Below are 11,001 nucleotides of genomic sequence, written 5' to 3'. Positions count from 1 at the left end.
TTGCCGCCGCCGTTGCCGCCGCCGTTGCCGCCGCCGTTGCCGCCGCCGTTGCCGCCGCCGTTGCCGCCGCCGTTGCCGCCGCCGTTGCCACCGCCGTTGCCGCCGCCGTTGCCGCCGCCGTTGCCGCCGCCGTTGCCACCGCCGTTGCCACCGCCGTTGCCACCGCCATTGCCATTTCCACCGGCATTGCCGTTGCCGCCCGCATTGCTTCGGCCTGCACTGTTTCCACGAGTGGCAGAGGCGCTCTGACCGTTGTTGCTTTGGGATTTGGTTGAATTGCGTGCGGCTTCTGAAATCTCACGCCCGGTACTCGAGCGGTTTGAGACGACTGTGCCGGTTTCGGCGTTCACGATTACGCTGACGATCTTTCCGCCCGGCTTTTTGACCAGAATACGATAGTAGATCTTGTCTGTTTTGAATGCGCGCGCATCAACAGGAGTTCCGCCGTACGCTTTTTTCACGCCTTTGATGACACGGTTCAGCCGTATCGCACTGCCTGACAACGTCGCCATGCGTAGTTCAGACTGTTTGAGTTCGCGTGCGTCTGCTGCCGCTTGTCCCCCGGACAAGGCATGCAGCAAAGCTGCAACCAGAAAAAACGCTTTGGCCTGCATAACACCCTCAAACACCGTCATTGGACATTACTAGGCCAGACATGAACCGATGATGAACAAGCAGTTAGCCCTGCGTTCAAGCGACCTAAAGTTAAATCAGTGGCAACGGTTTTGATTCGACTGCGAGTCAGACTGCCGAAACACCGTGGTCAACCTCAGCGCGCTGATTGCCGTTGCTGGAGGTTTTGAGGAGATTGAAAATGAAAACCACCAAGTGCGGACTGCTTAAAGCTTCGACGATCGCGATTGCCTTGTTGGGGTCCACGGCCATTGTAGCCACAGTCGCAGCTCCTGATTTTGTTTATGCCAAGCCGGGTAACGGTAATGGTGGCGGCAATGGCGGTGGAAACGGCAATGGCGGCGGAAACGGTGGTGGTAACGGTAATGGCGGCGGCGACGGTGGTGGCAATGGAAACGGCGGCGGCAATGGGAAGGGCGGTGGCAATGGAAACGGCGGTGGGAATGGCAACGGCGCCCAGGGAGATCGCGGAGACAACAGCTCGGCTGGGAATGGTGGCCGTGGGAAAGGGGCCGACAAAAGCCGTAGCGGGGCCAAGGCCGGGATATTCGGACAGGGGAAAACAAAATCGCAGTCTGTTCGGTCTGGTACGAAAAAAGGCGGAGGGTTTTCTCTGAAAAATCTGTTCAACGGGAAAGGCAAAGCTCGCAATACAGCAACCACCTCAAGGGTTGCTACGACAAACCTTCAAACGCAAAAGACCAAGGCGCAAAGAACGGTTCGCCAGAATGTGATTTTAGAAGAGTCCAAGCGCCCAGTTGCCCGGGCAAAAGGCAATCGTATGGCTGCGCTGCTTGGTGCACATCCCTCTGAGTTGGGCGCACTGAACGCCGCCAATGCAAGCCCAACGGCCCTGGCCAATGCAGCACCCAATTCGCGGGTTGGCAGAATTGCCACGTACCGAGACACAGTGCTGGCCGGAGAGCCTTTGCGGGAGGAACTGGAAGAACAGTTGGAGTTTCTTGAAGCGTTGGAAGAACCAGAGCGGACAGTTCAAGAAATCGAGGATGACTTGGAAGTCGCAGTAGGTGAGGTACAAACCAACCGGGATACGGTCGCAGAACTTGAACAAGCTTTGGAGGACGCGGGCGGTAGTGATCCGGATATCGAAGCGCAGCTAGAAGAGGCCCAAGCCGAATTAGACGCTTCGATTGATGAAGCCCAGACTCTGAATGACGAAAGACAGGCAGCCATTGAATACAATGAAGCCGTTGAAGAGGTGGAAGAGCTGACTGAACTTGTCGAAGAGCAAGATCTGGCCGAACGTGAGGCACTGGAAGCCGCTGCCAACAAGCCTGTTACAGATGCAGTTGAGGAACAGGTTAAAGCGCTGCTGGGGCTTTGACCTGAGGCTTCCCGGCCATCGCCAGCCTCCACTTCAGGGTGAACGGAAAGCTGGAGCGTCGAAAGGCTTTCCGGATACCAAGTTAACAGGTCGACTAAGTCGGCCTGCTAGGCACAAACCCTTGATGATTGTGATGCGCAACAAGAAAGTCCCGCCCCAAGTTGGGGCGGGATTTATGTTACAATTCCCATGTTTAGGACGATAATCGAGAATTGTCGGGGGGGTCAGCTGGTTTGCCTTCAGACGTTCTGGTGAGCCTCGGAGAGCCGCATGTTTTTAGTGATCTCTGTCAGTGCATTTTCGATAGGAGGGAAGCGGCTATTGCTCGAATTCATCGTGGTTTGCTGGCGCTCTTCAACAGATTTGCTAGAGGTCCGCATCGCAATTTCAGTGCTGCGATCTTCAGTCACAAAGGCAGGCTTGACCATTTTGTTCCCCTTGTTTCCGCCAAACGATATACGTTTCGTTCGATCCAATTTGGTCATTATGCAAAAGCTTATTTGAACCTAACGAGAATACACTGTTCACGTTCGGTTAATGTTGTTTACGAAATAAGAACAAAGGATTGATCTGGCCGGGCGCCCTTCAATTGCCCCATTCCAGCTCGACGGTTTCAAAGGTCGTTAGATGAGAATGTCGTGCCAAGCGAACCATAGCGTTACAGCAGAAGACTTCGACAGTGAGCCAGTCTCCGCCGATGCATTGGTCAAACCCCGATGGTGATCATAATTGGAAAGCTCAGTTAAAGGAGGCGGAAAAGATGAAAACGGCTTTAGTAATTACGGCGACGGTGTTCACTATGCAGACCGGGCCCGTTGCGGGTGCGAGTTTTGACATCCAGTCTCTTGATCTTGGACAGAGTATCGGGTCGCACAACGCACTGCAGCCTGTTTTGGTGAAATCAAAAGCAGGTAACTGTCCTCCGGGTTTGGCGAAGAAAGCAGTACCATGCGTTCCTCCTGGCCAAGCTAAACGATACCGAGTTGGGGATTTCATCTACAATGGGTATGTTCGCATCGACAATCCTAGCCGATATGGCCTGCGGCAAAACGGCTACTATGTGCGCGCCGGAGACTATGTTTATCAAGTGAACCGGGAGACACACGAGGTGCTGAACCTAATAGGGGCAGTGGTCGATGTTCTTAATTGATTGCATTTATTAAGATCAATCATTGCTCGGATTGACGCCCTTGGGTTGTAGATGAAGCACGGGAGTTTGGGTTCTTCGAGGCTGTCATGGGCGAAGCAGCATCACCGTTAATCTTGCCCCGTAACGTCACTAGGGAAGGTCCAGAGCAGACTTTGAATGATCCCTCACAATGCTGCGGTCGCAGCCCGTTTTCCGGTCCTTAGCTGTAGATATAGTTCTAGGCTTCAGCGAATTCACCAAATGCGGAAGAAGCCGCGGCTAGCCGCACTGCAATGCAAAGAGAACACTTGAGCGTCTGGTCTTCGGACAAAGCCACAATTTGTGTCCGAGACGCATCCCGGCTGTTGAACATCAAAATGCGCTGAAAGCTAGCTTCGCCAATTTTGGCGGACGGCCCGCAACCGACCCGAAGCTTCTGGGTACAGTTCTTTATTCGCAACCTGTTATCCAAACGGTCGCGGCGACCCTGACAGTCTTCAAAAATACAGGATTAGAAATCGAGTATTTGGCTCGCCAGCCAGATAGCGACCTAGTGCTAGATAGGAACGCGCGGGATAATCAGCTTACAAAATTGTAAACTTCGCCGCATCTTCCAGCAAAGCGCGGCTCCCATGTTGATCTCATCGGAAGGCAATAAAGCCTTCTAACAACCAAACTATGGAGAGAAAACATGGACAAGAAAAACGCAGCGCTCAGCGCACTGGCAGGCCTGGTTCTTACAGGAGCTGTCGTCGGTTCGGTTTCGGCACAAAGCACCGCAGAGACGACGGGACTCACGTTGCAGCAGGCCATTGAAATCGCGCTTCAGGAAGTGTCCGGTGAGGTCCAGGAAGCGGAATTCGAAGACGAAGACAGGATGAAGATCTATGAGGTCGAAATCCTGGATGCAAGCGGTCAAGAGTTCGAAGTCGAGATTGCCGCCGACACCGGTGCCGTGATTGAGGTTGAGGCTGAAGATGAAGACGACGATGACGACAACGATGAAGATGAGACATAGGTCGCGGCCAAGCTGCGAATGATTGGCCAAATTGGAGGTCGCTCACTAGAGTGGCCTCTGAATGCGTGACGGTAAGGGTTCACATGCGAATTTTGTTTCTGGAAGATGACGGCCAACTTGGGTCTTGGGTCACTAACGGCCTGCGCGAAGAAGGTCATGTCATCGACCATTTCGAGGATGGCAAAGACGCTTTGACGGCGGCTATGGCTCAGGAGTACGATCTTCTAATTCTGGATCGCATGGTCCCGGGCCTCGATGGTTTGGCGGTTCTGAAATCCTTGCGGGCCTCGAAGAATACCACCCCCGCGCTTTTTTTAACGGCTTTGGGTGAGGTCGACGCCCGCGTCGAAGGCTTTGATGCTGGCGGCGATGACTATCTTACGAAACCTTTCGCCTTTGCCGAACTCTCTGCCCGTGTGGGCGCTTTGGGCCGCCGACGTGAAGGCGTGGAGGAGAGACAGGCAGAAACCACGGTCTTGCGTCATGGGGATTTGAGCCTCGATCTTCTTGCGCGAACCTACAAACGCCAGGAACAACAGATTGAGCTATTGGCCAAAGAGTTCAAACTTCTGGAATACTTGATGCGAAGACCGGGACGATTGGTGACACGCACGATGCTGCTGGAACAGGTCTGGGATATGAGTTTTGACCCGACCACAAGTGTCGTGGAGACCCATATCAGCCGGCTACGCACCAAAATCGACAAGCCGTTTGATACACCGCTGATCCGAACCCGTCGTGGGGAAGGCTATGTCTTTGGTCGGTAATCTGACCTGGCTTCGCCGCTCCTCGACCTTGCGGCTGGCGCTGATATTGTCAGCCATCTTCGCGCTTTGCATGGCTACCGCGGCCTATATCACGATTACGGTTGGCTCGGATGTGTTCGAACGCCGTATCGATACGACGCTGGATGCACTGGCAAAGGCCTCGACCCTTGAGGGTGCGCGCGGGGACCGGTTTGGCGTCATCTTGCGTCACCCAGATGATCTCGAAGACCTGCCAATTGCTTTTCAGCGTGTGGTTGCGCGCGGCGGGGGGACGGTGGAGCTGTCCGATGATTTTCGGGAATCCGAAGCTTGGCGCGTTCTTGTAGATACTGACAGTCAAGGGGCGCCGGTCATGGCGGCTGTTCCGCTTGATGACGCGGAGGATGCGTTTGAACTCTTAGGCGGTGTTCTCTGGACCACGATGTTGACAATGATTGTTCTGACATTGGTGGTTGGGTTTGCCACCGGTATCGTCGCCCAGCGACGTCTCAAGCGGATCAACAGCACGCTTTCAGCGTTGGCCTCTGGCGACCTCAGTGCGCGAACGGAGATCACGCGGAACAAGGATGACCTCGACGACATGGCACGTCAGGTGGATTTGACTGCCGCAGAGTTGGAGCGGCTGGTCGCCCAGACCCGCCATCTCAGCGCGAATTTGGCGCATGATCTGCGCACCCCGCTGGCCCGCCTGCGGTCTCGACTTGAAAGCTTGCCTGAGGGAGAGGAACGCGGTGCAGCCCTGGAAGAGGCAGAGCGTTTGTCCGGCGTTTTCGATACGATCATGCGGGTCGCTCGGATTGAGGCCGCCCACGGCACAGATGGTTTCGAAAGGGTTGATCTGGCAAACTTGATGACCGACCTGTCTTTGACCTTTGGCCCAGTGATTGAGGATGCAGGCAAAGTGCTGCAAGTTGATGCGAGCGACGCTGAAGCGGTTTTCGCTGATCGTCAGATGCTTGTTCAGGCAGTTGCAAACCTCATACAGAACGCAACGCGCTATGGCGGGGGCAAGATCAGTCTGGCAGCACGGGGTCGCGCCATCAGTGTCGCCGACAACGGCCCCGGTGTGGCGCAAGAGAAATACGCCGAGATCATCAAACCCATGGTTCGTCTTGACGCAACACGGCAAAGCGAGGGTACGGGTTTAGGTTTAGCCCTCGTCCGTGCGGTTGCAGATCGCCACGATGCAGAACTTATCTTATCGCAAACCGATCCTCACGGGCTGACGGTGACGCTGAAGTTTGCAAATTTGTAAGTTTTGACCCAGGCGCGCGTAAAGCCCGAACCAAATATCAGTTTCATCAACACAACAAATGAAACTGGAGATTAGGACATGAAAACGTATCTGAACAAAGTGACCTCTGCTGCTGCTGGTGTCGGCCTCTTTCTTGTGGCCTGTGTCGTGGCGAGCCTTGGACTGTCCTTTATGGTCTTTTTGGCGATGTTTGCGCTGGCCATTGTAGGCCTAGGCATCTTGGCTACGCCGCTTCTGGCGTTGCTTCAATTCTCGGAGCGCAAGGAAGTCGAGGCGGTTGCCGCGTAAATGCGGGGTCTGCATAGAAACCCTTCGCTACTTCGAACGCGAAGGTATCGTACCAAGACCCATACCAGCTCTGAACACTTGTCGCCTTTATTCAGCAAGCGATGTGGGAATGCTTCGATTTTTTGAAGAAATACCGCAACCTGGTGTTTCCTCGATCCGACGCTAAGCCGCTTTTGGAGCGGTCAGAAGGAAGTGTTGAAGACCGCTGATCAGTGAAAAATCTGACCGAGACACACATTGCCAGCGTTAGAAGCAAGATTGATGAGCTCAGTCGCCTGGAGCACGCCTTGAATGAGCTTATGACCAATTGTGACAGCGGAAACGTTCAATACCCGATGCTGCAAAGACTGAGAACGAAGGATGATATCTGACTCTGGCCACTGGGCGGATGCTGAGGATCTGAGATTTGTCCAGATCACGTCAGACCAAGGTCTGTGGTGCGGTAAGAGATTGTAGTTCATAGTCGAATTCAAGATGAGAGAGAAAGTAACTGATCTGACGATTGGCAATTTATCGTTGTCGCGAGTCTTTTTTGCGGCCTGCATTTTAGTGATGGGTACTGCTACCGCAATCGTCGGGGTGTGGGTGTCTAATCGAATCCAGAACGCAGTCGTGCAAAACTCCGCCAACTCTGCGGCTCTATATATGGAAAGCGTAGTATCCCCGCTCAGCCAGGAATTGGCACATGGCGACCATCTTTCTGAGCAGGCGAGCCTGGCGCTGGACGAGATTTTTATGGCCCAGCCAATGCGTGACCGCATCGTCTCCTACAAATTCTGGAAGCAAGGCGGTGTGATTGCGCATGCCTCGGATACAGACATCATTGGAAACCGTTTCAATCCAACGGATGATTTAAAGCGAGCGTGGAACGGTGATATCTCCGGATCCTTCGAAGAGCTTGACCACGCCGAGAGCGCCGCCGAGGCGGCATTGGGGATACCACTACTTGAAGTTTACAGCCCCATCCGCGAACTTTGGTCCGGCGAAATCATCGCAGTTGCGGAGTTCTACGAAAGAGCTGATCAGCTTGAGTTAGACTTAGCCAAGGCTAGGCGAACAAGTTGGTTGGTCGTCGGTTCCGCATTTCTGGCAAGTACTATTGTACTGTATTCCATCGTCGCTATTGGCGACAAAACTATTCGACGACAGGGGTCTCTTCTTGAACAACGCCTGACCGAAAGTGAGAGGATGGCTGAGCAGAATGCCCTGCTGCGGTCGCGTGTGGTCGAGGCGTCAGAAAGATATGCCACGCAAACAGATCGGTTCCTCAAAAAACTCGGTGCCGAGCTACATGATGGTCCTGCGCAATACTTGTCGCTCGCCGCTCTTAGACTGGAGGCGGCGTTTTCCAAAGAGTCCGAAAGGCCTAAAGAGGCAGAGGAAATCCAGCAGTCTTTGCAAAAATCTCTAACTGAAATTCGTGCAATATCGCGAGGGCTGTCCGCGCCAGATATCGACAGCCTTTCACTCGTCGATGTTGTGAAGAGAGCCGTAGAGGATCACGCCGAACACAGCCCGTTGCGACCGGATATTTCATTCTTGGGTAGCCAGGATCCAGTATTGTCATTGTCCGACAAGCTGTGCGTTTTTCGGTTCCTTCAGGAAACGCTTTCCAATGCCGCGAGGTATGCTCCAGCATCCAACTGCACGGTTATCTCTGAGGCGCAGAACGACCGCATAGTTGTAAAGGTCAAAGACGACGGACCTGGATTTGACAGGTCAGAAGAAACCGCGTTGCGAGACGATGGTGGCCAGGGGCTTATGGGCTTGCGAGATCGGGTCGAGAGTATTGGTGGCAAGTTCGAAGTCGTATCGAGACCGGGCGAAGGCACCACCATTGCTATGACACTCTTTCCCAGAAAGTTAGGCACATCATGACTACATCCGTCGTAATAGCTGATGATCACCCGATATTTAGGGATGGTTTGCAACGCACGTTAGATGAAGCTGATGGTTTCGAAGTTTTGGCCGCTGGGTCCAACGCTGAAGAGGCAGTATCGCTGGTCGGCACGCATCAGCCGGACATAGCTATTCTTGACCTTTCTATGCCCGGCGGTGGAATAAATGCGACACGTAAAATTGCGGCAATGGCAAATCCACCCGTCATTGCAATCTTGACGGTCTCAGAGAACAGCAGCGATGTCGCGGACGCCTTGGAGGCGGGCGCGATTGGGTACATTGTGAAGGGAGTAACCGCGAGCGAATTGACCGCTTCCCTACGCAGCATCGCCGCAGGTGAAGGGTTCGTTTCTCCGGGCTTGGCCTCGCGAGTATTGCTGCAAATCAATGCTGACAGCGGCATGTCTATAAACAGCAGCATTCTCGATGACCTTACGCATCGTGAGGAAGAAATACTCAGACGTGTGGCCAAAGGACTAAGTAATCGTGAAATCGCTGATGAGTTAGACCTTCAGGAAAAGACCGTGAAGCACTACATGACGGCAATCCTGTCCAAGCTCCATGCGCGAAATCGGGTAGAGGCCGCGCTTATTGCACATGATGTTTGGAACAAAGGAGAATAACAGCGGTCTCTTTAACGACGATGGCGGCCTCTCTCAAATCAGAAGCCGCCAACGGATTATCGACTGGTGTTGCTGTTCAGTTGGTAACCGACTGTAACCTACGGCGATCAGAGGCCGTTGCGTTTCTCTCGACAACAGTCCGGTTGTACGGGTCTTTCAACTCGTAGCGTCCGAACTCGATCTCCTCTTTCCACCCATTGGCATAGTTCACTTCGATATTGTTGCCCTGGCGTTCGATTTTCGTGGGTCGACTTCCAGCAGCGCCGCCTTGCCCTGAAGAGCGCACGTTGTCGATTGAGATACCATTCGCCAATGACCGAAGCCTTGAGACGTCAGCACCGGTCGCGGGGCGCTCCTCAACAGTTCGGTTCTGCGCATTCTTTCTCTCATACCGCCCGTTTTCGATCTCCTCCTTGGTTCCGTCGGCGTAACGTACTTCAATGCCGCTGGCGTTTGTCTCGACCTTTGTTATCCCAGCCGAACCCGACGGTTTGCCCCCCGCTTGAGACCGATCCTTCTTTCCGCTGCCTCTATTGGAGCGTTTGGAGTCATCATCGTCATCGTCGTCATCATTGTCGCGACCACTTTTGCCTGATCTTGAATTGTCGTCACGATCATCATCTCGGTCGTCGTCGCGATCATCGTCTCTATCGTCATCACGATCATCGTCCCGGTCACCACCACGGCCGCTATTACCCGACCCCGAGTTGTCGTCGCGGTCATCATCTCTGTCGTCGTCACGATCATCATCCCGATCATCGTCGCGACCATCCCCGTCTTTCCCCTTGCCGCTCTTGGCAAAGGCATAGGACGGTTCAAAATGTAGGCGACCATCGGCATCAAACGCTGGCACATAAGGCGTAGCCGCAATCAACGAAGCCAACGCCGCGGTACTAAGAAGTTGACCCAGCTTTCTTTGAACATTCATTTTCGCCTCCATTTCTGAGCGTCACGCTTCGTGACGTTGGAGACAGGTTACTTCTGGTTCGGCTTTTCCACATCGGGCTTAAGTCTGACGAATTTCAAGCCGAACGTCTTAGTCAGATCAGTCAAACCAATAGTGTTTTTGCTGAGCCATGTGACCTGTTTAGTGGGAACTGACCCCGTCACCCTTCAACTCGTCATCGGGTTCGAGGTGAATGACAAAGACGGAACTCGGATACAAACGATCCAATTCTTCCTCGATGTCATTGCATATATCATGCGCCGCGCTGACTGGCATTGTGCCGTCCACAACAAGGTGAAACTCCACGAAGATGACATTTGCGGACCTGCGCCCTTTGAGGTCGTGGTATTCTAAGGCTGCGCCGAGGTTTGCTTCGATTGCTTTAGAAACGGTCTGCAAGTCATGCTCCGACAGTGTCACATCCATCAGACCATCGACTGAAGCCCGAATAACTTTCCATCCCTCCCACAAGATGTTCAGCGCAACAAGAATTGCCAGGATCGGGTCGAGGATCAACCAGCCGGTGACAAGCGCCAGTATCAGACCTGCGAGGACACCAACTGAGGTCATGACATCTGTGAAAATGTGCCGGGAGCTCGCCTCCAATGCAGGCGAACCCTCGCGCCTGCCAATTTTGAGCAATAGGTAAGCCCATGCGCCATTCACACCCGTTGCAATGACATTCACGACGATTCCAAGAAGCGGCGCATCCTCAAGATGCGGGTTTGGAAGTGCCAGTACAGCTTCTCTGATGATTAAGAATGCTGCCAGCACAATGAGTGCGCCCTCGACGACGGCAGAAAGATACTCAGCTTTTTTGTGACCGAAGGGGTGGTTTTTATCAGGGGGCTTGTTTGCAACCCGAACTGCGAAATACGCCAGCAGCGCCGCAACGACATTCACAGTTGATTCCATTGCGTCTGACAACAAAGCCACCGAGCCGGTTAGCCACCAGGCCAACAGTTTTAGTGCCAATACCGCCATGGATATCGGAATGGACCAAAGAGCGATTTTTTGTGTCATTCCGTCACGACCCTCAGTCACTCGTTACAAATGATCCTGGGAACAGGTGAGAGACCGTACTTAACACGTAAGACC

The 11,001-nt window shown here is 53.6% G+C and carries 13 protein-coding genes; 9 read left to right on the top strand and 4 right to left on the bottom strand.

Annotated elements, in window-relative coordinates; genetic code table 11:
* Positions 1–635, bottom strand: a 635-nt coding sequence (locus tag AC2FJB_RS17700) for a PepSY domain-containing protein (RefSeq protein WP_496720415.1), incomplete at its 3' end; no start/stop codon positions are given.
* A 179-nt stretch (positions 636–814) separates the two neighbouring features.
* On the opposite strand from AC2FJB_RS17700, the gene AC2FJB_RS17695 reads away from it, so the two are divergent.
* Positions 815–1,978: a hypothetical protein gene (locus AC2FJB_RS17695; RefSeq protein WP_496720417.1), complete on the top strand. Its 1,164-nt coding sequence runs from the start codon at positions 815–817 to the stop codon at positions 1,976–1,978.
* A 239-nt stretch (positions 1,979–2,217) separates the two neighbouring features.
* Here AC2FJB_RS17695 and AC2FJB_RS17690 read toward each other — a convergent pair whose 3' ends face one another.
* On the bottom strand, positions 2,218–2,406 hold the full coding sequence (locus AC2FJB_RS17690; protein ID WP_299898963.1) for a hypothetical protein: 189 nt from the start codon (positions 2,404–2,406) through the stop codon (positions 2,218–2,220).
* Positions 2,407–2,738: 332 nt separating this feature from the next.
* Between AC2FJB_RS17690 and AC2FJB_RS17685 the strand changes: the two genes are divergently transcribed.
* From AC2FJB_RS17685 to AC2FJB_RS17650, 8 genes are all read left to right on the top strand, one after another.
* Positions 2,739–3,128 carry a hypothetical protein gene (locus AC2FJB_RS17685; protein ID WP_496720419.1) on the top strand — a complete coding sequence of 130 codons (390 nt, stop codon included), beginning with the start codon at positions 2,739–2,741 and terminating at the stop codon, positions 3,126–3,128.
* Positions 3,129–3,798: 670 nt separating this feature from the next.
* Positions 3,799–4,125 (top strand): PepSY domain-containing protein, encoded by a 327-nt coding sequence (locus AC2FJB_RS17680; protein ID WP_496720421.1) that lies wholly within the window; start codon positions 3,799–3,801, stop codon positions 4,123–4,125.
* Positions 4,126–4,208: 83 nt separating this feature from the next.
* Positions 4,209–4,892, top strand: a complete 684-nt coding sequence (locus AC2FJB_RS17675) for a winged helix-turn-helix domain-containing protein (RefSeq protein ID WP_496720423.1) — start codon at positions 4,209–4,211, stop codon at positions 4,890–4,892.
* Positions 4,876–6,147, top strand: coding sequence for a sensor histidine kinase (locus AC2FJB_RS17670; protein WP_496720425.1), 1,272 nt, complete (start codon positions 4,876–4,878; stop codon positions 6,145–6,147). The genes AC2FJB_RS17675 and AC2FJB_RS17670 overlap by 17 nt, the downstream gene beginning before the upstream one ends.
* A 78-nt stretch (positions 6,148–6,225) precedes the next feature.
* On the top strand, positions 6,226–6,435 hold the full coding sequence (locus AC2FJB_RS17665; protein WP_299898954.1) for a hypothetical protein: 210 nt from the start codon (positions 6,226–6,228) through the stop codon (positions 6,433–6,435).
* Positions 6,425–6,601, top strand: coding sequence for a MerR family transcriptional regulator (locus AC2FJB_RS17660; RefSeq protein WP_299898952.1), 177 nt, complete (start codon positions 6,425–6,427; stop codon positions 6,599–6,601). The genes AC2FJB_RS17665 and AC2FJB_RS17660 overlap by 11 nt, the downstream gene beginning before the upstream one ends.
* A gap of 308 nt (positions 6,602–6,909) precedes the next feature.
* Entirely contained in the window at positions 6,910–8,313 is a 1,404-nt protein-coding gene (locus AC2FJB_RS17655; protein WP_299898950.1) for a sensor histidine kinase, read from the top strand.
* Entirely contained in the window at positions 8,310–8,957 is a 648-nt protein-coding gene (locus AC2FJB_RS17650) for a response regulator (RefSeq protein ID WP_170359583.1), read from the top strand. The genes AC2FJB_RS17655 and AC2FJB_RS17650 overlap by 4 nt, the downstream gene beginning before the upstream one ends.
* A 76-nt stretch (positions 8,958–9,033) precedes the next feature.
* Here AC2FJB_RS17650 and AC2FJB_RS17645 read toward each other — a convergent pair whose 3' ends face one another.
* Complete coding sequence (locus tag AC2FJB_RS17645) at positions 9,034–9,885, bottom strand: hypothetical protein (protein WP_299898944.1); 852 nt, start codon at positions 9,883–9,885, stop codon at positions 9,034–9,036.
* A gap of 159 nt (positions 9,886–10,044) precedes the next feature.
* Positions 10,045–10,926 (bottom strand): cation diffusion facilitator family transporter, encoded by an 882-nt coding sequence (locus tag AC2FJB_RS17640; RefSeq protein WP_299898942.1) that lies wholly within the window; start codon positions 10,924–10,926, stop codon positions 10,045–10,047.
* Between the last annotated feature and the right edge of the window lie 75 nt (positions 10,927–11,001).

It is taken from the genome of Ruegeria sp. CDSC085, assembly GCF_059610465.1.
The sequence above is the reverse complement of the archived record's forward strand: the minus strand, read 5'-3'. Positions and strand labels throughout refer to the sequence as shown.

Bases quoted from the DNA above. Each gene is read 5' to 3' on its own strand.
- AC2FJB_RS17695 (WP_496720417.1), top strand. From the start codon at position 815: ATGAAAACCACCAAGTGCGGACTGCTTAAAGCTTCGACGATCGCGATT.
- AC2FJB_RS17690 (WP_299898963.1), bottom strand. From the start codon at position 2,406: ATGGTCAAGCCTGCCTTTGTGACTGAAGATCGCAGCACTGAAATTGCG.
- AC2FJB_RS17685 (WP_496720419.1), top strand. From the start codon at position 2,739: ATGAAAACGGCTTTAGTAATTACGGCGACGGTGTTCACTATGCAGACC.
- AC2FJB_RS17680 (WP_496720421.1), top strand. From the start codon at position 3,799: ATGGACAAGAAAAACGCAGCGCTCAGCGCACTGGCAGGCCTGGTTCTT.
- AC2FJB_RS17675 (WP_496720423.1), top strand. From the start codon at position 4,209: ATGCGAATTTTGTTTCTGGAAGATGACGGCCAACTTGGGTCTTGGGTC.
- AC2FJB_RS17670 (WP_496720425.1), top strand. From the start codon at position 4,876: ATGTCTTTGGTCGGTAATCTGACCTGGCTTCGCCGCTCCTCGACCTTG.
- AC2FJB_RS17665 (WP_299898954.1), top strand. From the start codon at position 6,226: ATGAAAACGTATCTGAACAAAGTGACCTCTGCTGCTGCTGGTGTCGGC.
- AC2FJB_RS17655 (WP_299898950.1), top strand. From the start codon at position 6,910: ATGAGAGAGAAAGTAACTGATCTGACGATTGGCAATTTATCGTTGTCG.
- AC2FJB_RS17650 (WP_170359583.1), top strand. From the start codon at position 8,310: ATGACTACATCCGTCGTAATAGCTGATGATCACCCGATATTTAGGGAT.
- AC2FJB_RS17645 (WP_299898944.1), bottom strand. From the start codon at position 9,885: ATGAATGTTCAAAGAAAGCTGGGTCAACTTCTTAGTACCGCGGCGTTG.
- AC2FJB_RS17640 (WP_299898942.1), bottom strand. From the start codon at position 10,926: ATGACACAAAAAATCGCTCTTTGGTCCATTCCGATATCCATGGCGGTA.